Source organism: Paraburkholderia unamae (assembly GCF_003096875.1).
In the GTDB taxonomy this organism is placed as follows: domain Bacteria; phylum Pseudomonadota; class Gammaproteobacteria; order Burkholderiales; family Burkholderiaceae; genus Paraburkholderia; species Paraburkholderia unamae.
The window spans coordinates 316570-340253 of record NZ_QEOB01000001.1; the positions used below are offsets into that span (position 1 = coordinate 316570).

At 65.8% G+C, this 23684-nt stretch carries 23 protein-coding genes; 8 read left to right on the plus strand and 15 right to left on the minus strand.

Annotated features, from left to right (window positions below; genetic code table 11):
- Positions 1–97: 97 nt before the first annotated feature.
- The 3 genes from mreD to C7402_RS01445 form a co-directional block, all read right to left on the minus strand.
- A complete protein-coding gene (mreD, locus tag C7402_RS01435; protein ID WP_112170101.1) occupies positions 98–610 on the minus strand; it encodes a rod shape-determining protein MreD in 513 nt (170 codons plus the stop codon).
- The gene (gene mreC / locus C7402_RS01440) at positions 610–1749 is read right to left on the minus strand and encodes a rod shape-determining protein MreC (RefSeq protein ID WP_116609398.1); all 1140 of its coding nucleotides are present in this window, start codon (positions 1747–1749) and stop codon (positions 610–612) included. The genes mreD and mreC overlap by 1 nt, the downstream gene beginning before the upstream one ends.
- Positions 1750–1916: 167 nt before the next feature.
- The gene (locus C7402_RS01445; protein ID WP_004189550.1) at positions 1917–2960 is read right to left on the minus strand and encodes a rod shape-determining protein; all 1044 of its coding nucleotides are present in this window, start codon (positions 2958–2960) and stop codon (positions 1917–1919) included.
- A 435-nt stretch (positions 2961–3395) separates the two neighbouring features.
- Between C7402_RS01445 and gatC the strand changes: the two genes are divergently transcribed.
- The 5 genes from gatC to C7402_RS01470 all read left to right on the plus strand — a co-directional run bounded on the left by gatC (position 3396) and on the right by C7402_RS01470 (position 8703).
- Positions 3396–3695, plus strand: coding sequence for an Asp-tRNA(Asn)/Glu-tRNA(Gln) amidotransferase subunit GatC (gene gatC / locus C7402_RS01450; protein WP_112170103.1), 300 nt, complete (start codon positions 3396–3398; stop codon positions 3693–3695).
- Positions 3696–3880: 185 nt separating this feature from the next.
- Positions 3881–5377, plus strand: coding sequence for an Asp-tRNA(Asn)/Glu-tRNA(Gln) amidotransferase subunit GatA (gene gatA, locus C7402_RS01455; RefSeq protein WP_116609399.1), 1497 nt, complete (start codon positions 3881–3883; stop codon positions 5375–5377).
- Positions 5378–5380: 3 nt separating this feature from the next.
- Positions 5381–6856, plus strand: a complete 1476-nt coding sequence (gene gatB, locus C7402_RS01460) for an Asp-tRNA(Asn)/Glu-tRNA(Gln) amidotransferase subunit GatB (protein ID WP_112170105.1) — start codon at positions 5381–5383, stop codon at positions 6854–6856.
- 151 nt (positions 6857–7007) lie between these two features.
- Positions 7008–7844, plus strand: coding sequence for a PPK2 family polyphosphate kinase (locus tag C7402_RS01465; RefSeq protein WP_112170106.1), 837 nt, complete (start codon positions 7008–7010; stop codon positions 7842–7844).
- Positions 7845–7923: 79 nt separating this feature from the next.
- Complete coding sequence (locus C7402_RS01470) at positions 7924–8703, plus strand: exodeoxyribonuclease III (RefSeq protein WP_112170107.1); 780 nt, start codon at positions 7924–7926, stop codon at positions 8701–8703.
- A 30-nt stretch (positions 8704–8733) separates the two neighbouring features.
- On the opposite strand, the gene C7402_RS01475 is transcribed toward C7402_RS01470, so the two are convergent.
- The 8 genes from C7402_RS01475 to argB form a co-directional block, all read right to left on the minus strand.
- Positions 8734–9846 carry a M48 family metallopeptidase gene (locus tag C7402_RS01475; RefSeq protein ID WP_224045258.1) on the minus strand — a complete coding sequence of 371 codons (1113 nt, stop codon included), beginning with the start codon at positions 9844–9846 and terminating at the stop codon, positions 8734–8736.
- Positions 9847–9863: 17 nt separating this feature from the next.
- Positions 9864–11270, minus strand: coding sequence for an AmpG family muropeptide MFS transporter (locus C7402_RS01480; RefSeq protein WP_116609400.1), 1407 nt, complete (start codon positions 11268–11270; stop codon positions 9864–9866).
- An 81-nt stretch (positions 11271–11351) separates the two neighbouring features.
- Positions 11352–11960 (minus strand): methionine biosynthesis protein MetW, encoded by a 609-nt coding sequence (gene metW, locus C7402_RS01485; protein ID WP_112170109.1) that lies wholly within the window; start codon positions 11958–11960, stop codon positions 11352–11354.
- On the minus strand, positions 11957–13102 hold the full coding sequence (gene metX, locus C7402_RS01490; RefSeq protein WP_116609401.1) for a homoserine O-succinyltransferase MetX: 1146 nt from the start codon (positions 13100–13102) through the stop codon (positions 11957–11959). Before metX ends, metW begins: the two co-directional genes overlap by 4 nt.
- A 311-nt stretch (positions 13103–13413) precedes the next feature.
- Positions 13414–13995, minus strand: a complete 582-nt coding sequence (locus C7402_RS01495; RefSeq protein WP_116609402.1) for an HdeD family acid-resistance protein — start codon at positions 13993–13995, stop codon at positions 13414–13416.
- Positions 13996–14113: 118 nt separating this feature from the next.
- On the minus strand, positions 14114–14800 hold the full coding sequence (gene slmA / locus C7402_RS01500; protein WP_116609403.1) for a nucleoid occlusion factor SlmA: 687 nt from the start codon (positions 14798–14800) through the stop codon (positions 14114–14116).
- 60 nt (positions 14801–14860) lie between these two features.
- On the minus strand, positions 14861–15586 hold the full coding sequence (locus C7402_RS01505; protein ID WP_116609404.1) for a pyrimidine 5'-nucleotidase: 726 nt from the start codon (positions 15584–15586) through the stop codon (positions 14861–14863).
- Between the two features lie 52 nt (positions 15587–15638).
- Positions 15639–16538: an acetylglutamate kinase gene (argB, locus tag C7402_RS01510; RefSeq protein ID WP_112170114.1), complete on the minus strand. Its 900-nt coding sequence runs from the start codon at positions 16536–16538 to the stop codon at positions 15639–15641.
- Positions 16539–16870: 332 nt separating this feature from the next.
- On the opposite strand from argB, the gene C7402_RS01515 reads away from it, so the two are divergent.
- The gene (locus C7402_RS01515; RefSeq protein WP_112170115.1) at positions 16871–17107 is read left to right on the plus strand and encodes a cysteine-rich CWC family protein; all 237 of its coding nucleotides are present in this window, start codon (positions 16871–16873) and stop codon (positions 17105–17107) included.
- On the opposite strand, the gene C7402_RS01520 is transcribed toward C7402_RS01515, so the two are convergent.
- Positions 17097–18668 carry a tetratricopeptide repeat protein gene (locus C7402_RS01520; protein ID WP_308012645.1) on the minus strand — a complete coding sequence of 524 codons (1572 nt, stop codon included), beginning with the start codon at positions 18666–18668 and terminating at the stop codon, positions 17097–17099. The two genes, C7402_RS01515 and C7402_RS01520, sit on opposite strands and share 11 nt — an antisense overlap.
- A gap of 210 nt (positions 18669–18878) precedes the next feature.
- Here C7402_RS01520 and C7402_RS01525 point away from each other — a divergent pair, with 210 nt between their 5' ends.
- Together C7402_RS01525 and C7402_RS01530 are read left to right on the plus strand one after the other, a co-directional pair.
- On the plus strand, positions 18879–20294 hold the full coding sequence (locus C7402_RS01525; RefSeq protein ID WP_116609406.1) for an ATP-binding protein: 1416 nt from the start codon (positions 18879–18881) through the stop codon (positions 20292–20294).
- A gap of 18 nt (positions 20295–20312) precedes the next feature.
- Positions 20313–20855 (plus strand): response regulator transcription factor, encoded by a 543-nt coding sequence (locus tag C7402_RS01530; RefSeq protein WP_112170118.1) that lies wholly within the window; start codon positions 20313–20315, stop codon positions 20853–20855.
- Between the two features lie 73 nt (positions 20856–20928).
- Here the strand turns inward: C7402_RS01530 and hslU are convergent, their stop codons facing one another.
- The 3 genes from hslU to dksA form a co-directional block, all read right to left on the minus strand.
- The gene (gene hslU, locus C7402_RS01535; RefSeq protein WP_112170119.1) at positions 20929–22278 is read right to left on the minus strand and encodes an ATP-dependent protease ATPase subunit HslU; all 1350 of its coding nucleotides are present in this window, start codon (positions 22276–22278) and stop codon (positions 20929–20931) included.
- A gap of 28 nt (positions 22279–22306) precedes the next feature.
- Positions 22307–22843 carry an ATP-dependent protease subunit HslV gene (gene hslV / locus C7402_RS01540; RefSeq protein ID WP_112170120.1) on the minus strand — a complete coding sequence of 179 codons (537 nt, stop codon included), beginning with the start codon at positions 22841–22843 and terminating at the stop codon, positions 22307–22309.
- A gap of 386 nt (positions 22844–23229) precedes the next feature.
- Positions 23230–23649 (minus strand): RNA polymerase-binding protein DksA, encoded by a 420-nt coding sequence (gene dksA, locus C7402_RS01545; RefSeq protein ID WP_112170121.1) that lies wholly within the window; start codon positions 23647–23649, stop codon positions 23230–23232.
- Positions 23650–23684 lie beyond the last annotated feature (35 nt).

Genomic DNA, 23684 nt, shown 5'->3' on the forward strand with positions numbered 1-23684 from the left:
TCAGACCCAGGCCCCGCTGTTCCAGTCGCAAGGAACGGCGGGCCGGGGTGCGTAAGAGGTAGTCAAGCGAGTCTTCCAGCGGCGAGCGGCGCGCCGCTCAAATGGGCCGGGTATCGTCGGGATCGACGGGACGCCGCTGCGGCAGGAGCAACAGCACGCTCGCGATCGGCCAGAGGATGGCCTCGACGAAGCCGCTGATGAGATAACCCCAGCCGGGAAACGAAGCGCCCATCAGCAGGCGGATCACGAACGGCACGACCTGCGCGCCGACCAGCATGGGCGTGACGGCGAACATTTGCAGTCCGATCGACATCCACAGCACGCGGCGGTGAATGGTGATCGCGCCGTACGAAAGCAGCGTGTACGCGAGCGCGTGTTCGCCGAGCAGGTTCGCGTTGTGGACGTCCATGAGGAGCCCGAGGAAAAACGCGACGCCCATGCCGACCTTGCGCGGCTGGTGGATGTTCCAGAACAGCAGCACGAGCGCGACGAAATCGGGCACGCCCGGCAACTTGCCCCAGGGCAGCAGGTTCAGCAGGAACGCCGCCGCGAGGCTGAAGACGATGAAGTACGGGTTGACCGGCTGGAGGATGTATTGCGGACGCGTCATCAGTGGCCCCCTTGCTCGACGGCTTTCGCCGCCTCTTCGCGCAGGCTCTCCTTGGGCTTTCTCGCGGGCTGCTTTTGCTCCGCCGGCTTTTTGTCGGCGGCCGCGTTCGCGGCAGTGCCGGTGCCCGGTTTTGCCTGAGCGGGAGCGGGGGCCGGCGTGGCGCCGGACGCGGCGGCGGCGGGTTTCGCCTTCGCATCGTCGGCTTTCTTCTCGCCCTTCTTGTCCGCGCCCTTGGCGGGCTTCTTCTTCGCGTCCTTGGCCTCGGCGGCGGCGGCCTCTTCGGCGGCGATCGGGTTGGGCGGCACCTGTGCGACATAGTGCAGCACGAGCACCTGGCGCGCGCCGCGCACGGCCGCGAGCGGCAAGCAGACCACGCGCGCGAAGGCCGTGTCGGCCTGCTTGTCCACGCGCAGCACCTTCGCGACCGGCAGCCCTTGCGGATACACGCCGTCGAGTCCGCTCGTCACGAGTTCGTCGCCGGCCTGCACGTCGGCGCTGATCGGCACGAAGCGCAGATCGAGCAGGTCGCCCTTCGCGGTGCCGTAGATCACGCTGCGCAGGCCCGTGCGCACGACTTCGACCGGCACGGCCTGGTCCTTGTCGGTGACGAGCGTGACTTCGGACTGCATGGGGAAGACGCGCGTGATCTGGCCGATCACGCCGTCTTCGCTCAGCACCGGCGAGCCGTTCTGAATGCCCTGCTGCGAGCCGCCGCCAATCACGACCTTCTGCGTGAACGGGTCGCGTGTGTCGTACTGGATCTCTGCGGGCGTGGTTTGCGCGCCGATGCGCTGCGACAGTTGCAAGAGCGCGCGCAGATGCGCGTTCTCGGCCGCGAGCGAAGCGGCGTCGTTGGCCTGCTGCGAAAGCTGGAGATTGCGCGTGTGCAGTTGCGTGTTTTCGGTGCGCAGCGCGGAGCTCGTCACCGCCAGGTCGGCAGCGCCCATAAAGAAGTCGCGCGGCACGAGGGCCGCGCGTTGCAGCGGGTAGAGGCCCGCGCCGAGTACGCCGCGCACGACCTCGAGCGTCTTGAAGCGCGCGTCGGAGATCAGGAGCGCGAGCGACAGCACGACGAAGAACATCAGCCGTGCGAGTGCCGAGGGGCCCTGCTTAAAGAGGGGCGGCGGACTGTATTCCATGGTCGGCGCCGGGGGCGTGTGCGGTTCGGTGAAACGGAGGGTGAAACTGCGGCGCCCCGAAGGACGCCCCGATGCGGGCGGTGCAGCGGCGCGCGCGCCGCGTGGCCATCAACGGCACGCTGGCGCCGAAACCGCGCCGCGTGCGAGCGCAGCGGTGCGCTGTGCGCTTACTCGTACGAGAAGATGCTGCCAAGCTTGTCCATGCGCTCGAGCGCCATGCCCGAGCCGCGCACCACGCAGGTGAGCGGATCTTCGGCCACGAGCACCGGCAGACCGGTTTCTTCGGCGAGCAGGCGGTCCAGGTCGCGCAGCAGCGCGCCGCCGCCCGTGAGCATCATGCCGCGTTCGGCGATGTCGGCGCCCAGTTCCGGCGGCGTTTGTTCGAGGGCGATCTTCACCGACGAGACGATCTGGTTCAGCGGGTCGGTGAGCGCTTCGAGAATTTCGTTGCTCGAAATGGTGAAGCTGCGCGGAATGCCTTCCGACAGGTTGCGGCCCTTCACTTCCATTTCCTTGACCTCGGAACCCGGGAACGCCGAGCCGATTTCCTTCTTGATGGCTTCGGCGGTTTGCTCGCCGATCAGCATGCCGTAGTTGCGGCGGATATAGTTGACGATCGCTTCGTCGAACTTGTCGCCGCCCACGCGCACCGAGCCCTTGTAGACGATGCCGCCCAGCGAGATCACGCCCACTTCGGTCGTGCCGCCGCCGATGTCGACGACCATCGAACCCGTGGCTTCCGAAACCGGCAGGCCTGCGCCGATTGCGGCGGCCATCGGTTCTTCGATGAGGTAGACCTGCGAGGCGCCCGCGCCGTGTGCCGCTTCCTTGATCGCGCGGCGTTCGACCTGGGTCGAGCCGCACGGCACGCAGATGATGATGCGCGGCGACGGTGAGAACATGCGCGACTCGTGCGCCGTCTTGATGAACTGCTTGATCATCTGCTCGGTGACGGTAAAGTCGGCGATCACGCCGTCCTTCATCGGGCGGATGGCTTCGATGTTGCCCGGAACCTTGCCGAGCATCTGCTTGGCTTCCTTGCCGACGGCCTGAATCGTCTTCTTGCCGTTCGGGCCGCCTTCCTGGCGAATGGACACCACAGACGGTTCGTCGAGGACGATGCCCTTGCCGCGCATGTAAATCAGGGTGTTGGCGGTGCCGAGGTCGATCGCCAGGTCGTTGGAGAAGTAGCTACGAAGAAAACCGAACATTCAAAAATCCTGTCTCGCTTGTGGCCGTCCTTCCAGCTTGATGGGCGAGGGCGGCAGCGGAAAAATAAACAGCCTCAGGATGGGCACCGGGCGCCGGCCGCGAGAGCGCCCCGAAAGCACTGCGGAGGCGTCGCAAGGGGGCGCCACGAGGGGCCTGAGACTGCGGGGATGGTTACCGGAGGCAGCCTCGCTGCGCTGCCCGTTTCGTTACATCTGGCCGCATCGTGCAGCGGACAGAACTGAAAGGCGGGCGCAAGGCGGTCCGGGTTTGGGTCGAACGCGTAATGATACCTTATAATTTTGCCTGTTTTGCAGGATCCAGAAGGCAGTTTTTGACCTCGTCGAAGCTTTCCTCCACAACCGGATCCGGCGCGATAAACCGCTGTTGCAGCACCGCATTTCCGCACTGCCACAGCCTCTTTTTCCGGTGACCGCATGGCCCTGACCCTGAACGATGTGAAGCGCATCGCGCATCTTGCGCGCCTCGAACTGGCCGACGCCGAAGCCGGCAACACGCTCGAACGCCTGAACGACTTCTTTGGCCTCGTCGAGCAGATGCAGGCCGTGGACACGACTGGCATCGCGCCGCTCGCGCACCCGATCGAGCAGATCGAGGACGTCGCGCTGCGCCTGCGCGAGGACGCCGTAACCGAAATCGTCGACCGCGAGGCGTTCCAGCGTCCCGCACCCGCGGTGCAGGACGGACTTTACCTCGTGCCGCGCGTGATTGAGTAAACACGCAGCATTTTTTCGCCATTTTCGAAGTCCTTCGAGTCGTCGGAACAGTTCGAAAAGGCACGGACTCCCGAGTTTTCGCGGGTTTTCCGGACACGGCCCGCACGTTTGCGAACGACGGGCCACATGCTCCGGACGGCGAATCGATTTTGACCACGCCGTGACGTTCTTCCAGGAATCACGCAATGCATGACAAAAGCTTGACCGAACTGCGCGCCGCGCTGGCTGCGAAGGAGTGCTCCGCAGTCGAGCTGGCCCAGCATTTTTTGGGTCGGATTGAGGCACATCAAGATCTGAACGCGTTCGTCGACGTCAATCCCGAATTGACGCTCGCCCAGGCGAAGGCCGCCGACGCGCTCCTGCACTCGGGTCACGCGGGCCCGCTCGCGGGTATTCCGCTTGCGCACAAGGACGTGTTCGTCACGCGCGGCTGGCGCTCGACCGCAGGCTCGAAGATGCTCGCCAACTACGTAAGCCCGTTCGACGCCACCGTTGTCGAGCGCCTCGAGCGCGCGGGCATGGTCTGCCTCGGCAAGACCAACATGGACGAATTCGCGATGGGCTCGTCCAACGAGAACTCGCATTTCGGCGCGGTGAAAAACCCGTGGGACAAGAAGGCCGTGCCGGGCGGCTCGTCGGGCGGTTCCGCCGCGGCCGTTGCCGCGCGCCTCGCGCCCGCCGCCACCGGCACCGACACGGGTGGCTCGATCCGTCAGCCGGCGTCGTTTACCGGCGTGACGGGCATCAAGCCCACGTACGGCCGGGTGTCACGCTACGGCATGATCGCGTTCGCCTCGTCGCTCGACCAGGGCGGCCCGTTCGCGCAGAGCGCCGCCGACTGCGCGCTGCTCCTGAACGCCATGGGCGGCTTCGACGAGCGCGACTCGACGAGCCTCACGCACGAGCACGAGGATTACACGCGTCACCTCGGCCAGCAGTGGAGCAGTAGCGGCGACGCCGGCGCGGACAAGCCCCTCGCGGGCCTGCGCATCGGCCTGCCGAAGGAATACTTCGGCGCGGGTCTCGCCGACGACGTGCGCGCTTCCATCGACGCCGCCCTGAAGGTGTACGAGTCGCTGGGCGCGACACTCGTGGAAGTCACGCTGCCGAAAACGGAGCTTTCGATCCCCGTTTATTACGTGATCGCACCGGCGGAAGCCTCGTCGAACCTCTCGCGTTTCGACGGCGTGCGCTTTGGCCATCGCGCGGCCGAATACCGCGACCTGCTCGACATGTACAAGAAGTCGCGCGCCGAGGGCTTCGGCCCCGAAGTGAAGCGCCGCATTCTGGTGGGTACCTACGTGCTTTCGCACGGCTACTACGACGCGTACTACCTGCAAGCGCAGAAGATCCGACGCATCATCGCGCAGGACTTCCAGGAAGCGTTCAAGCAGTGCGACGTCATCATGGGGCCGGTGGCGCCGAGCGTGGCGTGGGATCTGGGCGCGAAGGGCGACGATCCGCTACAAATGTATCTCGCCGACATCTACACGCTGTCCACCAGCCTCGCGGGCTTGCCCGGCATGAGCGTGCCGTGCGGCTTCGGCGCGGGTGCGAACGCGCAACGTCCGGTCGGTCTCCAGATCGTCGGCAACTATTTCAACGAGGCCCGCATGCTCCAGGTCGCCGACGCGTTCCAGCGCGCGACCGAGTGGCATCGCAAGGCGCCGGCAGGGGTGTAAAGCATGACTACGCAATGGGAAGTCGTCATCGGTCTCGAGACGCACGCGCAGCTTTCGACGGTCTCCAAGATCTTCTCGGGCGCATCGACGCAGTTCGGCGCGGCGCCCAACACGCAGGCCTGTCCCGTCGATCTCGCGCTGCCCGGCGTGCTGCCGGTGATGAACCGCGGCGCCGTGGAGCGCGCGATCCAGTTCGGTCTCGCGATCGGCTCGACGATCGCGCCGCGCAGCATCTTCGCGCGCAAGAACTACTTCTACCCGGACCTGCCGAAGGGCTATCAGATCAGCCAGTACGAGATTCCGGTCGTGCAGGGCGGTCAGATCACCATTCAGGTTCCGGCCAACGAAAAGACCGGCAAGGAAGCGTACGAGAAAACCGTGAATCTCACGCGCGCGCACCTGGAAGAAGATGCGGGCAAGTCGCTGCACGAAGACTTCGCGGGCATGACGGGCATCGACCTGAACCGCGCGGGCACGCCGCTGCTCGAAATTGTCACGGAACCTGAAATGCGCAGCGCGGCGGAAGCCGTGGCTTACGCGAAGTCGCTGCACACGCTGGTCGTGTGGCTCGGCATTTGCGACGGCAACATGCAGGAGGGCTCGTTCCGCTGCGACGCGAACGTCTCCGTGCGTCCGGTCGGCCAGAAGGAATTCGGCACGCGCGCCGAGATCAAGAACCTGAACTCGTTCCGCTTCCTCGAAGAAGCCATCCAGTACGAAGTGCGCCGCCAGATCGAGCTGATCGAGGACGGCGGCACGGTGGTGCAGGAAACGCGTCTCTACGATCCGGACAAGCGCGAAACGCGCTCGATGCGCAGCAAGGAAGACGCGCACGATTACCGCTATTTCCCCGATCCCGACCTCATGCCGCTCGTGATCGACGCCGCGTGGGTCGAGCGCGTGAAGGGCGAGATGCCCGAACTGCCCGCGACGATGCAAGCGCGCTTCGTCGAGCAGTACGGCGTGACGGCGTACGACGCGAACGGGCTCACGTCGGGCAAGGCGATGGCGGCGTACTTCGAAGCCGTCGTCGCGAAGGCCGGCGCCGCGCAGGCGAAGGCCGTCGCGAACTGGCTGATGGGCGAAGTCTCCTCGCAGCTCAATCGCGAAGGCCTCGACATCGACGCCTCGCCGGTCTCGGCCGCGCAGCTCGCCGTGCTGCTGCAACGCATTGCCGACGGCACGATCTCGAACAAGATCGCCAAGGAAGTGTTCCAGGCGATGTGGGACGAGAAGGCCGCCGATGAAGCCGCAGCGGACCGCATCATCGAAGCGAAGGGCCTCAAGCAGATTTCGGACACCGGCGCGCTCGAAGCGATCATCGACGAGGTGCTCGCCGCGAACCAGAAGTCGGTCGAGGAATTCCGCGCGGGCAAGGAGAAGGCGTTCAACGCGCTGATCGGCCAGGCGATGAAGGCCACGAAGGGCAAGGCGAACCCGCAGCAGGTCAATGAGCTGTTGAAGAAGAAGTTGGGCTGATCCCGCGCTGTTCGGGCATGCTTGCAGGGCGGCGTCGTGCGTGGGAGTGCGGCGCCGCCTTGTCGCTTCAGGCGCCGCGAACGCCGCCGGGCGTTTGCCGCACCACGGTTTGCCCATTGCAGCCGTCGTATCCATGAGAGGAGAGCAACGCATGACCAAGTCCCCGAGTCTCGACGACTACCGCGTGCCGTATTTCAGCGAGAAGAAGGCCGATAAGTTCTTGCTCGAAGCGCTCGATCCGGCCGCGAAGCCATTCTCGACCGGCAGCAAGGACGGCGACCGCGACCGCCTCGCGCAGATCGGCAACCAGCTCGACGTGCTCCAGGAGCGCCTGCACGCGCAGCGCCACCAGCGCGTGCTGCTCGTGCTCCAGGGCATGGACACGAGCGGCAAGGACGGCACGATTCGCGGCGTGTTTCACGAGGTCGATCCGCTCGGCCTGCGCATCGTGGCGTTTCGCGCGCCCACGCCCATCGAGGCCGCGCGCGACTTTCTCTGGCGCGTGCACATGCAGGTGCCGGCGGCGGGCGAGCTTGCCATCTTCAATCGCAGCCATTACGAAGACGTGCTCGTGCCGCGCGTGATCGGCCAGATCGACTCGGCCGAATGCGAGCGGCGCTACCGGCAGATTCGCGAATTCGAGGCGATGCTCGCCGAGAACGGCACGTCGATCATCAAGTGCATGCTGCACATCTCGAAGGACGAGCAAAAAAGCCGCATCCAGGCGCGCATCGACGATCCCACCAAGCACTGGAAGTTCGATGTCTCCGACCTGGAGGCGCGCAAGCAGTGGGACGCCTATCAGGCTTCATACCATGACGCGCTCGCGGCCACCTCCACGGAATACGCGCCGTGGTACGTGATTCCCGCCAATTCGAAGACGCACCGCAACGTGATGGTGGCCGAGTTGCTGCTGCGCCTGATGGAAAGCCTGAAGCTCGAATTTCCGCCAGCGAAGCCCGAGCTCAAGGGTCTCAAGATCGAATAAGACCGAATGTATCTATCGTCTCGTGCCGTACGGCCCGGCCCGGCGGCGCGAGGCAACGCAAACGAAGAGGAAAGAAGACATGTTGCGTGTGATCACCGCGAATCTCAACGGCATCCGCTCGGCGGCAAAGAAGGGCTTTTTCGAATGGTTCGGCGAACAGAAGGCCGACGTGCTCTGCGTGCAGGAAATCAAGTGCTCGCAGGACGACATGACGCCCGAGTTCCTTGCGCCGCACAACTTCACGGGCTACTTCCAGCATGCGGTGAAGAAGGGCTATAGCGGCGCGGGCGTCTACTCGCGCCACGAGCCGGACGAGGTCATCATCGGCTTTGGCAGCGAGGAATTCGATCCGGAAGGCCGCTATGTGGAAACGCGCTACGGCAATCTTTCGGTGATTTCGGTGTACGTGCCTTCGGGTTCGAGCGGCGACGAGCGCCAGGCGGCGAAGTACCGCTTCATGGACGAATTCATGCCGCACCTCGAGGCGCTCAAGCGCGAGCGCGAGGTGATCGTGTGCGGCGACGTGAACATCGTCCACAAGGAAATCGACATCAAGAACTGGAAGGGCAACCAGAAGAATTCCGGCTGCCTGCCAGAAGAGCGCGCGTGGCTCACGAAGCTCTTCGACGACGTGGGTTACGTGGACGTGTTCCGCACGCTCGACCCGCGTCCCGAGCAGTACACCTGGTGGAGCAATCGCGGCCAGGCGTATGCGAAGAACGTGGGGTGGCGCATCGACTATCAGATCGCTACGCCCGGCGTTGCGCACAAGGCGAAGAAAACGTCGATCTTCAGGGACATCAAGTTCAGCGACCACGCGCCGCTGACGATCGACTACGACTACAAGGTCAAGAGCTGACGCTCACCTCGGCGCGCTGAGAAACCGCCTTCAGGGCGCCGACACCACCTTGCGCTTCTGCACGGCCGGGATGCCTTCGTAGTCGGGCAGCTCGGCAAGCGGCTTGCCGATGGCCTTGGCGTAGAGCGGCATCATGTCGGCGAGGCGCTTGGCGATATCGGCGCGGCGCGCCGGCGTGTACGGATGCACGTAGATGAAGCCCTGATCGCGGTCGGCGCGCGTGGCTTGCGCGAGCTTGTCCCACAGCGTGAGCGCCGCGCGCGGATCGAAGCCCGCGCGCGAGGCGATATCGCTGCCGATCACGTCGGCTTCGGTTTCGTCGGCGCGGCCGTAGTGCATCTCCACGAGCTGCGAGCCGATACCGAGCGGAAACACGCCGAGATCCGCGAGCCCGAACAGTTGCGGCACGCTGCCCGATTCGATCTGCGCGGCCTGCTGCTCGCCCAGGCGCTCTCGCACGTGCTCGCGCACCGCATGCGCGATCTCGTGGCCGAGCAGCATGCCGAACTCATTGTCATTGAGCTTCACGCGGTCGAGCAGGCCGCCGTACACGACGATCTTGCCGCCCGGCAGCGCGTACATGCGGATGTCGTTCGAGCGGATGACCGCGATTTCCCACTTCCAGTTCTTGACGCGATCGCTCCACTTCAGCGAGTAAGGCGCGAGCCGGTCGACGAACGCGCGCACGCGCTGCACGTGCGGATCGCTTTCGGCGTAGAGGCGGTTCGAGTGGGCCGCGCCGCGCACGATCTCGTTGAACTCGGCCGTGGCCTGCGCTTCGAGCATCGGCGAGGGAATCAGGTTGCGGTAGACGGCGGCGTTGCCGAAACGCACCACGCGGCCCGTGTTTGGGGTGCCAGTGGTGCCGTTCGCGCCGCTTGCGCCAGACAGGTTGGCGGGCGCGACGGTCGCGGGCGCGCCGTTGCTGCCGGCACCCGTTGCCGCGTTGTTCGCAGCGCCGGCCGCCGCCGCAGCGGCGTTGCCCGGCGCGCCCGCAGGCGCGCTCGTGGCGGCCGGGTTGTCGGCGCCCCAGGCGTTCCAGGAAGAAAGGGCAGGCAGACAGGCGGCAATCGCCAGCACGAGCGTGCGCGAGCGCATGCCGCAGCGGCGCGCAAGGCGCTCGCTCGATCGCGGGCTTTGCACGGCGTTCTCATGCGGGCTCACAACCGGACTCTCCACGGGGCAATACGAATGAGCAGGAGCATACCCGGTACCGCGAGCACCGTGCAGACGATGAAATAGTCGAACCAACCGATCTGCGCGACGACATAACCGCTCGCGGCCGAGGCCAGCGTGCGCGGCACCGAGGCGAGGCTCGTGAAGAGCGCGAACTGCGTGGCGGTGTAGCGCGGGTCGGTCGTGCTTGCAATATAGGCGGTGAATGCGGCGAGCGTGAGGCCCGTCGCGAAGGTCTCGAAGCCGTAGACGAGCGCGAGCGCCACGGCGCGCGGATCGAGCGTGAGCTGCACGTGCGCGCCGAACAGCCCGGCCACGGACGACACCCCGTGGCTCACGGCGAGCACCGTGTCGTAGATCGCGGCGAGCGAGGGCGAATCCGCGCCGAGCTGCGCGAGCCACGCGAAGCCGAGCGTCGAGACCATCTGGAGGAAACCGAAAATCCACAGCCCGCGCCCGATGCCGATCTTCACGAGCGCCACGCCGCCGACGATGCCGCCCGCGAGGCTCGCGCCAAAGGCCGTCATCTTGGCGATCACGCCGATCTCGGTGCGCGAGTAGCCGATGTCGAGAAAGAACGACGTCGAAAGCGTGGTCGCCATCGTGTCGCCGAGTTTGTAGAGGAAGATGAACGCGAGCACGAACAGGGCGGCGGCGAGGCCGTCGCGGTGCACGAACTCGGCGAACGGCTGCACGATCGCCTCGCGCAGGTTCTTCGGCGGTGCGCCATGCACTTCGGGCTCGCTCACCACGAGCGACATGATCATGCCGGGGATCATGAACACCGCCGTCACGACGAACACGGTGCTCCACGGCAGATGGTCGGAGAGGATCAGCGCGAGCGAGCCGGGCACGAGCGCCGCGATCTTGTACGCATTGACGTGCACGGCGTTGCCGAGGCCCTGCTGCGTGTCGGTGAGGAGTTCGCGCCGGTAGGCGTCGATGGCGATGTCCTGGCTTGCGCCGAAAAACGCCACGAGCGCGGTGAGCGCGGCCACGGTCCAGATCGAATCCTTCGGCGAAACGTAGCCGAGCGTGCCGATGGCGAGCGCCACCAGGATTTGCGTGACGAGCATCCAGCCGCGCCGCCGCCCGGGCTTCCAGCCCGGCAGGCGCGGCACGTAGCGGTCCATGAGCGGTGCCCAGACGAACTTCCACGTATAGGGAAACTGGATCAGCGCGAAGAGGCCGATTTCCTTGAGATTGACGCCCTCGGAGCGCAGCCACGCCTGCACAAGATAGACGAGCGTAAAGAGCGGCAGCCCCGAGGTAAAGCCGAGGAACACGCAGATCAGCATGTGCGTATTCAGGTACGCACGCCAGCCGGGGTGGGATTCGTGAGCGGCGAGGTGATCGTTGCGGGCGGGTGCCTCGTGGGGCGGATTCGGCATGTCGTCGTTAGCGGCGGCGGTGTTGGGCACGGTTCCTTGCGAACCGGTCGGGCGAAAAAACACGCGACGCCGCGCACGGCGTCATTTTTTTCTCACGCGATAGACCGCAAGACTACCACGCCAGTTCACACCCCATCGAACGGTCTGACCCCCATGGAGCACGGCGCGGTCGAGAATTTCGATGCCGACCTCGGGCGCGAGCGCCTCGAAATCCTTCACCGTGAGCACACGCACGTTCGGCGTGTTGTGCCACTGGTAGGGCAGCGACTTCGACACCGGCATGCGCCCGCGCAGCACCGAAAGCCGGTGCGGCCAGTAACCGAAGTTCGGAAACGAGACGATGCACTCCTTGCCCACGCGCGCCGTCTCGCGCAGGATCGCGGCGGTCTGGTGAATCGTCTGCAAGGTCTGCGAGAGGATCGCGAAGTCGAAGCTCGCGTCTTCGAAGAGGCGCAGGCCGTCTTCGAGATTCTGCTGGATCACGTTGATGCCGTTCTTCACCGACGCGAGCACGCCCGCGTCGTTGATCTCGATGCCGTAGCCCGTGCATTCCAGCTCCTCGGTCAGGAGCGAGAGCAGCGAGCCGTCGCCGCAGCCGAGGTCGAGCACCTTGGCGCGCGGTTCGATCCAGCGCGCGATGGTGCGGAAGTCGGGACGGGCGGAAAGACTGTCGAAAGCGCTCTGGTTCATGCGCCCACCTCAGCAGCAATACGTTCGTAGTAAGCGCGCACGACATTGTGATAGCGCGCATCGTCGAGCAGGAAGGCGTCGTGGCCGTGCGGCGCATCGATCTCCGCGTAGCTCACCTGGCGTTTGTGATCAAGCAGCGCCTTCACGAGTTCGCGCGAGCGTGCGGGCGCGAAGCGCCAGTCGGTCGCGAAGCTCGCCACGAGGTACTTCGCCTTCGTGTGCGCGAGCGCGCGCGTGAGGTCGCCGTCGAACGCCTTGGCGGGGTCGAAGTAGTCGAGCGCGCGCGTGATCAGCAAGTACGTGTTGGCGTCGAAATAGTCGGCGAACTTGTCGCCCTGATAGCGCAGGTACGACTCCACTTCGAATTCCACGTCGAAGTTGAAGTTGTATTCGTCGACGGCGCCTTCCGCGCGGCGCAGCGCCCGGCCGAACTTCTCGGCCATGTCGTCATCGGACAGATAGGTGATGTGGCCGATCATGCGCGCCACGCGCAGGCCGCGGCGCGGCTTCACGTTGTGCGCGTAGTAGTCGCCGCCGTGGAAGTCGGGGTCCGAGAGGATGGCCGAGCGCGCCACCTCGTTGAACGCGATGTTCTGCGCCGAGAGCTTGGGTGTGGAGGCGACCACGATGCAGTGGCCGAGCCGGTCGGGGTAGCGCAGGCTCCATGCGAGCGCCTGCATGCCGCCCAGGCTGCCGCCCATCACGGCGGCGAACTTCTCGATGCCGAAGCGATCGGCCACGCGCGCCTGGGCGTCCACCCAGTCTTCCACGGTCACGACCGGAAACTTCGCGCCGTAGGGCTGGCCCGTGGCCGGGTCGATGCACATCGGCCCGGTCGAGCCGAAGCACGAGCCGAGATTGTTCACGCCGATCACGAAGAAGCGGTTGGTGTCGAGCGGCTTGCCCGGCCCGACCATGTTGTCCCACCAGCCGACGTCTTTCGGGTTGTCCGCGTACACGCCCGCCACGTGGTGCGAGGCGTTGAGCGCGTGACAGACGAGCACTGCATTGCTGCGCGCGGCGTTGAGCGTGCCGTAGGTTTCGACCACGAGGTCGTACCCGGCCAGCGCCGTGCCGTTTTGCAGTTGCAGGGGCTCGTCGAAATGCAGTGTTTGAGGAGCGACGATGCCGATCGATTCCATTCGTTCCGCCTTGATTTTTCGGGCGGCTAAACGGTGTCGGCTGGCGCGGAGTGCGAAAGGATTGGCGCGGCTGACGACCTCTTTAGCCGCATTTATATCGAACTCCCGACGGGTTGCCAAAGCAGTCCGGGGAGTTCACGCGCCCGCAATCGAGTCAGCAAATCGGCGCGTGGGTATTGCAAAAGGAATGCAGAGTATATCGGAAAACCTGCAAAGCAATGCGGCGCGCGGGAAAAGCGCGGCGGGCGGCGCGGCGGCGTCGCCCGTCTGTCTTGCATGCGCCCGCGCACCGCGCGAGGCCGCGAAGCCTATCACTTGACCGGATGTTCGTTGCGCCAGCGCCGCAACTGGAAGGCCGCGATGATCATCAAGATGCCATAAAGCACCGCATAGGCGGCGATCACCCAGATCAGCGAGAGCGCGCCCGCGCCCGGGAACATCGCGAAGAAGAAGCCCACCGTGGCCGAGAGCAGCCCCGAAATCCCTACGGCCCACGGATGCGCGATGGCATGCCGGTACTGGATCGCGTAGACGATCTCGAAGATGCCCGTGAAGAACGCCCACACGCCGATGATCATCACGAGGACGATGGCCGTCTCGCCCGGCCAGAAGAACGCCACGAGTCCGGCGATCACGCCGATCAGACCGATGATCACGTAGGTCCAGCGTCGCGTGCCGCCGCCGCGCGCGCCGTAGATCAGCGCGAACGCGCCGTCGACGATGGCGTAGGCGCCCCAGATGATGGCGAGCGTGAGCACCGTGAGGCCGGGCATCATCACGGCGAGGATGGCGAACAGAATGGCGGCGACGCCGCGCGCGATGAGCCAGCCCCAATGGGCGGAGAGGCTCGCGAGAATGGGAGGCAGGCCGATGGGAGGAACGGGACGGTTCATGCGACGGTTCTCCTTTGTCGAACCGGAGCCGGGGTTTCAGCCCTTGCTCCGGCGCCATGCAGGACGATGTCGTAGCGACGCCGGCTCGCCGCCCGCAGAAGAACGCCGCGCGGCCGCGCTACTGGAGGATGATGCGGATCTGCTCGTCGGCGTGCTCGCCCGGCGAGCGCGTGAAGCCGCTTTGCGCATAACGATGCCAGCAGCCAATCACGTAGCGCACGACCAGATTCGCACGGACGGTTGGATCGTACCCCTTGGACGCGGCCTTCGCGTCGACGCGGTCTGACCCTGAAAACGCTTTGCGCTCGGCTTCCTGAGCGAGGTCAACGCGCAGGCATTGGCGCAGCGACGCCTCGACGCGATCGAGCATCTGGTTCACGCGCTCGGCGAGCCGCTCGTGCTCGCCCACAAGGGCTTCGCAGGTCAAAACGCGGGTCATGCCCGCGTTGCGTGCGGAAAAGTTGACGAGCATCAGCGCGATGGCGCGCGCCTGGAGGACGCCGCTCGGCTCTTTCTCGACGATCTGGTTGATGAGCCCGAACAGCGTCTGCTCGATGAAGTCGATCAGGCCCTCGTACATCTGGGCCTTGCTCGCGAAATGACGGTAGAGCGCCGCCTCGGAAACGCCCAGGCGGGCGGCCAGCGCGGCGGTGGTGATTTTCTCGCCGCGCGGCGCCTCGAGCATGGAGGCGAGCGTCTGGAGAATGTGGATACGGCGTTCGCCCGGCTTCGGGCGGGGGGCGCGGCGGGCCGCGCCCGGCGATTCTGCTGCTTCGACTGCTTCACGCGTTTGTGTCGGCTGCATGGATATCGTCCCTGGCTTAGGCCCTGAGAGGCTCCCCCGTTGCGACTTCGAGCGTCCCGACTACAGGCCTGGTTTCAGGGATTTTAGCGAACGAATGCGACGATCGACATAGTGAGGCCGCCCGGTGCCCGGCAAGTGCGCCGGCAAATGCCCGGTGATCCACACGGTGCGGATGCCGAGGCGCCGGTAGCGCTTGAGGTGGCCGCGCGTGTCTTCGATGAGGATCGAGTCGGCGAGCGCCACGCCCGCCCGGCGCAGCGTGCCGCGCAGCATCGCGCGGTCGGGCTTGGCGCGCCAGTGGGTGCGCGAGCGCATGTTTTCGATCGCGATCACGCGCTCGAACAGCCGCTCGATGCCGAGCGCCGCGAGGACGGCGCGCGCGTAGGTCTCGGGCGCGTTCGTCAGCACGATCTTGCGGCCCGGCAGCGCGGCAAGCAGGCGGGCGAGCCCGCGCTCGGCGTGCAGCATGGCGTGCAGGTCGTCGAAGGTGTGCACGACCTTGAGGAAGTCGTGCGGATCGACCGGATGATGGCGCGCGAGGCCGAGCAGCGTCGCGCCGTAACGATGCGTGTAGCTCGTGCGCAGGTGATTGGCTTCGTCGCGGCTCACGCCGAGCGCGTCGATGATGTACTGCGTCATGCCGGCGTTGATGGCCGGGAAGATCGCGCGCGACGCGTTGTGCAGCGTGTTGTCGAGGTCGAACAGCCAGACCGGCGTGCCCGGTGCGTGGGCGACGCGTCGCGGCCGGCGCCGGGCGTGCCTGGCGTGGGTGCTGGAGTCGGTCATCGGGGATGTGAGGCGCGGCGGCGGCGCACGGCCGCCGCCGGTGGGCGGCCGCTCAGTGCGAGCGGATCATCGTGCCGAACGGCTGTTCGGTCAGGATTTCGAGCAGCACCGAGTGCTCGATGCGGCCGTCGATGATGTGCACCGAACGCACGCCGCTCTTGGCGGCGTCGAGCGCCGACGAGATCTTCGGCAGCATGCCGCCCGAAATCGTGCCGTCTTCGAAAAGCGCGTCGATCTCGCGGGCCGAGAGGTCGGTGAGCAGGTTGCCCGCCTTGTCCATCACGCCGGGGATGTTCGTCATCATGACGAGCTTCTCGGCGTTGAGCACCACGGCGAGCTTGCCCGCCACGAGGTCGGCGTTGATGTTGTACGAGAGACCGTCTTCACCGAAGCCGATCGGCGAGATCACGGGAATGAACGCGTCGTCCTGGAGCGCCTTCACGACCGCCGGGTTGATCGCATCGACCTCGCCCACCTGGCCGATGTCGACGTACTGACCGGGGTTGTCGCGGTCCGGCATCATCAGCTTGCGCGCGTGGATCAGGCCGCCGTCCTTGCCGGTCAGGCCGACCGCATGGCCGCCGAAGTGGTTGATGAGCGTGACGATGTCCTGCTGCACCTCGCCGCCGAGCACCCACTCGACGACTTCCATGGTTTCCTCGTCGGTCACGCGCATGCCCTGGATGAAGGTGCCTTGCTTGCCGATCTTCTTGAGCGCCGTGTCGATCTGCGGGCCGCCGCCGTGCACGATGACCGGGTTGATGCCCACGAGCTTGAGCAGGATGACGTCGCGCGCGAAGCCCTGCTTCAGGCGCTCTTCGGTCATGGCGTTGCCGCCGTACTTGATGACGACGGTCTTGCCGTGGTACTGGCGGATATAAGGCAGCGCCTCGGCCAGAATTTCGGCTTTCAGGGTGGGTGCGATCTGCGAAAGGTCGATGGGCTCGGACATGGCGGCGGAGACAGGACGAAAAACAGACGAAACGCGCGGACGAAGATCCGCGGACGAAAAGCGCGGCCGCAAAACGGTCGAAACAGGCCGGATTGTACAGGACTGGCGCGGTGCAACAGGGAAAACGACGAGTACCGGCGCGCATGTGCAACACGCAGGCGGGACGGGGCAGGAAGGGGGCGGGCGCGCTCCGGGGACGGGCCGGCGACGACGCTACAACGAGGCCACTGCTGGGCTGCAACCAGGGCCGAAACCAGGGCCGAAACCGGGCCGCGGCCGGGATGTGGCATCATTTCGCTGTCGCCGGTTCCCGGCTTCGAGAGGAGCGCGCCATGACCGCCTCCGCCATGCCCGGCACCGGCATGAAAAGCGCCCGTTGCCCGCGTTGCGGCAACAGCTTCGACTGCGGCCGCAACACCGAACCCTTCGACTGCTGGTGCAAGTCGCTGCCTGCCTTGCCCGCGAACGCGCTCGACCCGCGCGGGCGATGCCTGTGCCCCGAATGCCTCGCCGCGGCGGCGGCCCCGGCAGCGGGCGGGGCGCCGACCGGCGGGGGACTCAAGCGCTGAATGGTGTGCCGGACCGCGCACCGGACTGTATACCCAGCGCGAGCGCCGCGAGATCGGCGCTCACCTCGTCGAGCACCGGCTCCCACTGCCTGAACGCCTTCTGCCGATACAGCGTCGTATTGGGATACCACGGGCTGTCACGCCGCTCCAGTTGCCAGACCCAATGCGGATTCACGTCCAGCAGCGCCCACGTGCGCTTGCCTAGCGCGCCGGCAAGATGCGCGCTCGACGTGCACACCGAAATCACGAGATCGAGTGAGTCGATGAACGCTGCCGTGTCGTCGAAGGTCTGCCACTGGGCGGTGAAGTCGCTCACCTCGAAGCCCGCGGCGCGCGCGGCCGCCACGTCGGCCTCGGCGCCAGGCTGCAACGAGTAGAACGCCACGCCCTCGATGCCGCCGAAATGCTCGCGGTAGCGCTCGAGTTCGACGCGGCGAAACGGATTGCGCTTGTGCGTGAGACTGCCGGTCCAGGCAAGCCCGACCTTCAGGCGCTTCTCGCCCGCGAGGCGCTCGCGCCAGTGCGCGGCCGCTGCGGGATCGGGCTTCAGATAGCCCACCGGGCCCGGGATCGTCGCTTCATCGGTGCCGAAGAGGAGCGGCAGGCTCAGGAGCGAGACTTCGCAGTCGTAGGGCGGCAAGGATTCGACCGGCCCGCCCGCGCAATAGAGATCGCACTGGGCGCCGAGACTGCGCACGAGCAGCTTGCCCATCTGCGGGAACGAATTCCAGACGAGCCGTCCGCCCTCGCGATGCACGCGCTCGGCGAGCATCGGCACGTATCGGCAGAACTGGAGCAGGTCGCCCATGCCCTGTTCGCCCCACACCAGCAACGTGCGGCCCGCGAGCGGCTCGCCGCGCCATTCGGGTTTCGGGAACACCGGGCGGCCCGAGGCCAGCTCGCTCGCCCCTTGCCAGCGCAGCTCGTGTCCGGGCCAGCCTTCGGCATAGTTGCCGCGCAGCAGCTGGATCATCGACAGGTTCAGGCGTGCCGAAGCGTCGTTGGGCGCATACTGGCAGGCGCCGCGCGCGGCACGCTCGGCCTCGTCCCACTGTTGCGCTTCCTTGCATGCCATCGCGTAGTTGTTCAGGGCGAGCGGACTGTGCGGCACGAGCGCCAGCGCGCGGCGGCTTGCCGTGAGCGGGCGCGCCACGTCGGTATCGGTTGGGAACAGGTGAGCGAGGTTGATCCAGGCGTTCGCATTGCCGGGTTCGGCCGCGACGGTTTCGTTGAGTAGCGCGATGATTTGATCGTGATCAGATTTGATTTGGATCAAAGCTGATGCGAGATTGTTGCGCAGATTTGGAAACGTTCGCGCGATGGCGAGCGCGCGGCGGTAAGGTTCCACCGCGTCGGCGTGCCGGTTTGCGAACTGAAGCGCAAGCCCGGCGGCGAACCAGGCGGCGGCCCGCTCCGGCGCGAGTCTTGCCATCGCGGCGCACAGGCGCACGGCCTCGTTGGCCAGCGCCGGGTTCTGGGCGCGCGCCGCCGTGATCATGAGCGTGTCGTCGTCGACGTCGCGCAGCGTGGCGCGAGCCCTGGCCAGCAACGCTTGCGCCACTGAGGTTTCGTTTTGGCCGTCGCTGGCGGCATCGACGAAATCAAGAAAAAGATCGTGGACGGGCTTCAGCGAACCAGGAAGAGAGGTGTGCATCTGTCTTGCTGTTTTGTCGGAGGGCGCCGTAATGAATGTAGTCGGCGGATGACCTAGATTGAAGCAGACCTTTTCAAGATGATGAATCAGACAACTCCTAACAGGTAAACTGACGCCATGCATCGCATAACCGTCAGTGCTCGTGTCAACCTCAGCCATCTGTTCTGGCTGCGCAGCCTCGCCATCATCGGCCAGCTCTGCACGATTGCGTTCGTGCAGCTCTTCATCGGCGTGCAATTGCCGCTGCCTGCCATGCTGTTCGTGATCGCCATGGAAGTGGCGTTCAACGGCGTCACCTGGCTGCGCGTCACGCAGGATCGTCCCGAGTCCGATCTCGAACTGTTCGGCCAGCTCTGGGTCGATCTCGGCGCGCTTTCCGCACTGCTCTTTCTGTCGGGCGGCACGACCAATCCGTTCGTCTCGCTCTACCTGCCGTCGCTCGCCATCGCGGCCGCCGTGCTGCCGTGGTATCTCACCGCGTGGCTCGCGACCTTCGCCGTGGCCTGTTACGTACTGCTTGGCTTCGACAACGTGCCGCTCAACCTCGACAATCCCGCCAACCTGTTCGATTACTATCGCGCGGGCATGTGGGTGAACTTCATGGTGAGCGTGTGCCTGATCGTGTGGTTCGTCGCGCGCATGTCGCGCGCGCTGCGCCAGCGCGACACCGCGCTCGGCGACGCGCAGCAGCGCCTCCTGCGCGACGAGCGCGCCGTCGCGCTCGGCGTGCAGGCCGCCACCGTCGCGCACGAGATCGGCACGCCGCTCTCGACCATCGCCATGCTCACGGAGGAACTGCGCGACGTGGCGCACACGGACAAGGGGCTCGCGCCTTACTCGGCCGACCTCGAACTGCTCGACAAGCAGATCTCGCTGTGCACCTCGGCGCTCGCCCGGCTGAGGAGCCGCGCGTCCGCCACGGGCAGCCCCCAGGTCGTGAGCGAATGGCTCGGGCCGTTCGTCGAGCAGTGGCGCCTGCGTCATCCGCATGTGAAGTTCGAACTCATCGACAACGGCCCGAGCGACCTGAGCCTCGACGACACCGTGGCGGTCGGCCAGATTCTCACCATCCTGCTCGACAACGCGGCGCGCGCGAGCCGGGATTTCGTGACCTTGCGGGCCTCGTCCACTGCGCGCGCCGGTTACATCGATTTCGAAGTCTGCGACGCCGGGCCCGGCATTCCGGCATCGTTGCGCACCTCGCTCGGCGCCGCGCCGGTGGACAGCACCCAGGGCGGCCACGGCGTCGGGCTGTATCTGGCGTTTTCGTCGGCGGCCCGGCTCGGCGGCTCGATCGTGCTCGACGACGTCACGCCGCCCGGCAGCCAGTCGGCCGAGGCGGGCGGCAGTGCAACGGCAGGGCACGCCGGCGGCGCTCGCGCGCGCAAGCCGCGCGGCACCCGTGCGGTGTTGCGCTTGCCGGCGAAGCAGGTCAAGGCGGGCGAGGCGAATGCGGCGGCGCGCGAAGGCGCAGCGTCCACGGCCTCGAAGATTGGATCAGGCGAGGGGCCGGCCCGGCCCGACGCCGCCTAACAACACGGAGAAATAGGCATGAGCGATATGAGTTTTCTGGTCATCGACGACGACGAAGTGTTCTCCGACATTCTCGCGCGCGGTCTCACGCGGCGCGGTTTCGAGGTGAAGCAGGCACACAACGCGGAAGAGGCGATTCGCTTCGCCAACCAGCAGAAGTTCGCGCAGATCACCGTGGACCTGCATCTCGGCAACGATTCGGGCTTGTCGCTCATCGCGCCGCTGCGCGAGTTGCAGCCCGACGCACGCATGCTCGTGCTGACCGGCTACGCCAGCATCGCAACGGCCGTGCAGGCCGTGAAAGACGGCGCGGACAACTATCTGGCCAAGCCCGCGAACGTCGAGATGATTCTCTCTGCACTGCAAAGCGACGCGAGCGCGATGCAAGCCGAGGAGGCCATCGAGCACCCGGCGCCGCTGTCGGTCGCGCGCCTCGAATGGGAGCACATCCAGCGCGTGCTGGCCGAGCACAACGGCAATATTTCGGCCACGGCGCGCGCGCTCAACATGCACCGGCGCACGCTACAGCGCAAGCTCGCGAAGCGCCCCGTGCGCCAGTGAAGCGCGCCAACGAAAAAGGGACCCCGCGGGGTCCCTTTTTCATGGCCTATGGTCAATGGCTGATACGGCGCGCTTAGAGCACGTAACGCGACAGGTCTTCGTCCTGGGCCACTTCGCCGAGTGCCTTGTCCACATAGGCCGCGTCGATCGTCACGCTCTGGCCCGCGTGATTGCCGGCCGCGAACGACACGTCTTCCAGCAGCTTCTCGATAACCGTATAGAGACGCCGCGCGCCGATGTTCTCGGTCTTCTCGTTGACCGAGAAGGCGATTTCCGCGAGGCGGCGAATGCCGTCTTCGGCAAAATCGAGCTGCACGTCTTCGGTGGCGAGCAGCGCCTGATACTGCTTCACGAGGCTCGCGTCGGTGGCGACGAGAATCGCTTCGAAGTCCTTCACGGAGAGCGAATCGAGTTCCACGCGAATCGGGAAGCGGCCTTGCAGTTCGGGAATCAGGTCGCTCGGCTTCGCGAGATGGAACGCGCCGCTCGCGATGAACAGGATGTGGTCGGTCTTGACCATCCCGTACTTCGTATTGATGGTTGTGCCTTCCACGAGCGGCAGCAGATCGCGCTGCACGCCCTGGCGCGAAACTTCGCCGCCGCTGCCTTCGTTGTTGCGCGAGGCGATCTTGTCGATTTCGTCGAGGAACACGATGCCGTTCTGCTCGACGTTCTGCACGGCCTTTTGCTTGACCTCTTCGTCGTTGAGCATCTTGCCGGCTTCTTCATCGGTCAGCAGCTTCAGGGCTTCCTTGACCTTCACCTTGCGGCGCGTTTTCTTGCCGCCGCCGAGGTTCGCGAACATCGAGCGGATCTGCTCGGTCATGTCTTCCATGCCCGGCGGCCCCATGATGTCCATGCCCACCTGCGGCTGCTCGACGTCGAGCTCGATTTCCTTGTCGTCGAGCGCGCCTTCGCGCAGGCGCTTGCGGAAGGTCTGGCGCGTGGCGTTGTCACTGCCTTCGGCGTGGCTCGTGGCGTCCGACGAACCGAAGCCCACGGGGCGCGCGCTGGGCAGCAAGACGTCGAGGATGCGGTCCTCGGCCTGGTCGGTGGCCTTGCTGCGCACCTTGCGCATTTCCGTTTCGCGCGTCTGCTTCACCGAAATCTCGATGAGGTCGCGCACGATGCTGTCCACGTCGCGGCCCACGTAGCCTACTTCGGTGAACTTGGTCGCTTCGATCTTGATGAACGGCGCATCGGCGAGTTTGGCGAGACGCCGCGCGATTTCGGTCTTGCCGACGCCCGTCGGCCCGATCATGAGGATGTTTTTCGGCGTGATTTCCTGGCGCAGCGGGTCGGCGACCTGCTGGCGGCGCCAGCGGTTGCGCAGCGCGACGGCCACGGCCTTCTTTGCGTTCGCCTGGCCGATGATGTGCTTGTCGAGTTCCGAGACGATCTCGGCGGGGGTCATGGTGCTCATCCTGATTCCTTCTCGTCTGTCCGGCGGGTTACTCGATGGTTTCGATCACGCGGTTGTGATTCGTGTAGATGCACATGTCGCCCGCGATTTCGAGCGACTTTTCGACGATCTCGCGCGGCGAGAGGTCGGTGTTGTCGACGAGCGCCTTTGCTGCGGCTTGCGCATACGCGCCGCCCGAGCCGATCGCGCAGATCCCGCCTTCGGGATCGAGCACGTCGCCGTTGCCGGTGATGACGAGCGTGGTGCTGGCGTCGGCGGCGATCAGCATGGCTTCGAGGCGGCGCAGCATGCGGTCGGTGCGCCAGTCTTTCGCGAGCTCGACGGCCGCGCGCGTGAGGTTGCCCTGATGCTTTTCGAGCTTGGCTTCGAAGCGGTCGAGCAGCGAGAACGCGTCGGCGGTGCCGCCGGCGAAGCCGACCATGACCTTGCCGCCGTAAATGCGCCGGACCTTCTTCGCGCCACCCTTCATGACGATGTTGCCGAGCGTGACCTGGCCGTCGCCGCCGAGCGCGACCTTGTCGCCGCGCCGCACGGAAACGATCGTCGTGCCGTGAAATTGCTCCATGTGCGTTCCTTTTTACCGTTGATGCCGGGTTGGATGCGAAGGTGGAATGCCTGCCGCTTTCGGGTGGGCGCGGCGCCCGTGGTTTCCGGTCGCCGCCGCCCTGAATCCGGGTGCGTTGCGCGCGCCTGCACGGCGCGCAGCGAGCGCGTGTCGGTATGAGTTTAGGGCGGCGTGAGGCATATCAAGGCCCGCACGAGCAGAAAAGCTCGCGGCGGCCTGACCGCAAGCGCTCAGGAAAGCGTGCAGGAATGGGCGTTCGCGCCCGGCGAGGAAGGCGCGTCGGCGGGGCGGCGCGCAAAAGAAAAAAGCGCACGGGGCTCCGTGCGCTTCGACAGGGAAGGCAAGTCGCTAGCCGCGAAAGCAGGCTTTCGCGGCCGGGAAAAAGCTCAATCGCCGAACAGCTTCTGGCGCAGCTCGCGGCGCTCCTGCGCTTCGAGCGAGAGCGTGGCGGTCGGGCGCGCGAGCAGACGCGGAATGCCGATCGGCTCGCCCGTTTCCTCGCACCAGCCGTAGTCGCCGGAGTCGATGCGCGCGAGCGATTGCTGCACCTTCTTGAGCAGCTTGCGCTCGCGGTCGCGCGTGCGCAGTTCGAGCGCGTGCTCTTCTTCGATCGTCGCGCGGTCGGCCGGATCGGGAACGATCACGGTTTCGCGCAGATTCTCAGTGGTCTGGCCCGCATTGCGGAGAATTTCCGCTTGCAGCTGTTCGAGCCGGTTCTTGAAGAAGGCGAGCTGATCCTCGTTCATGTAATCCTTGTCGCTCATCTTCAGGATTTCGGCTTCGGTCAAGAGTCGTGTCGTCGTCATCTGGCTTGCTTCTTCAATGAGTGAGGCAAAACAGG

Bases quoted from the DNA above. Each gene is read 5' to 3' on its own strand.
- slmA (WP_116609403.1), bottom strand. From the start codon at position 14,800: ATGCAGCCGACACAAACGCGTGAAGCAGTCGAAGCAGCAGAATCGCCG.
- C7402_RS01515 (WP_112170115.1), top strand. From the start codon at position 16,871: ATGACCGCCTCCGCCATGCCCGGCACCGGCATGAAAAGCGCCCGTTGC.
- gatC (WP_112170103.1), top strand. From the start codon at position 3,396: ATGGCCCTGACCCTGAACGATGTGAAGCGCATCGCGCATCTTGCGCGC.
- hslV (WP_112170120.1), bottom strand. From the start codon at position 22,843: ATGGAGCAATTTCACGGCACGACGATCGTTTCCGTGCGGCGCGGCGAC.
- C7402_RS01505 (WP_116609404.1), bottom strand. From the start codon at position 15,586: ATGACCGACTCCAGCACCCACGCCAGGCACGCCCGGCGCCGGCCGCGA.
- argB (WP_112170114.1), bottom strand. From the start codon at position 16,538: ATGTCCGAGCCCATCGACCTTTCGCAGATCGCACCCACCCTGAAAGCC.
- C7402_RS01445 (WP_004189550.1), bottom strand. From the start codon at position 2,960: ATGTTCGGTTTTCTTCGTAGCTACTTCTCCAACGACCTGGCGATCGAC.
- mreC (WP_116609398.1), bottom strand. From the start codon at position 1,749: ATGGAATACAGTCCGCCGCCCCTCTTTAAGCAGGGCCCCTCGGCACTC.
- C7402_RS01530 (WP_112170118.1), top strand. From the start codon at position 20,313: ATGAGCGATATGAGTTTTCTGGTCATCGACGACGACGAAGTGTTCTCC.
- hslU (WP_112170119.1), bottom strand. From the start codon at position 22,278: ATGAGCACCATGACCCCCGCCGAGATCGTCTCGGAACTCGACAAGCAC.
- dksA (WP_112170121.1), bottom strand. From the start codon at position 23,649: ATGACGACGACACGACTCTTGACCGAAGCCGAAATCCTGAAGATGAGC.
- C7402_RS01465 (WP_112170106.1), top strand. From the start codon at position 7,008: ATGACCAAGTCCCCGAGTCTCGACGACTACCGCGTGCCGTATTTCAGC.
- mreD (WP_112170101.1), bottom strand. From the start codon at position 610: ATGACGCGTCCGCAATACATCCTCCAGCCGGTCAACCCGTACTTCATC.
- gatB (WP_112170105.1), top strand. From the start codon at position 5,381: ATGACTACGCAATGGGAAGTCGTCATCGGTCTCGAGACGCACGCGCAG.
- gatA (WP_116609399.1), top strand. From the start codon at position 3,881: ATGCATGACAAAAGCTTGACCGAACTGCGCGCCGCGCTGGCTGCGAAG.
- C7402_RS01495 (WP_116609402.1), bottom strand. From the start codon at position 13,995: ATGAACCGTCCCGTTCCTCCCATCGGCCTGCCTCCCATTCTCGCGAGC.
- metW (WP_112170109.1), bottom strand. From the start codon at position 11,960: ATGAACCAGAGCGCTTTCGACAGTCTTTCCGCCCGTCCCGACTTCCGC.
- C7402_RS01480 (WP_116609400.1), bottom strand. From the start codon at position 11,270: ATGCCGAATCCGCCCCACGAGGCACCCGCCCGCAACGATCACCTCGCC.
- C7402_RS01470 (WP_112170107.1), top strand. From the start codon at position 7,924: ATGTTGCGTGTGATCACCGCGAATCTCAACGGCATCCGCTCGGCGGCA.
- C7402_RS01525 (WP_116609406.1), top strand. From the start codon at position 18,879: ATGCATCGCATAACCGTCAGTGCTCGTGTCAACCTCAGCCATCTGTTC.
- metX (WP_116609401.1), bottom strand. From the start codon at position 13,102: ATGGAATCGATCGGCATCGTCGCTCCTCAAACACTGCATTTCGACGAG.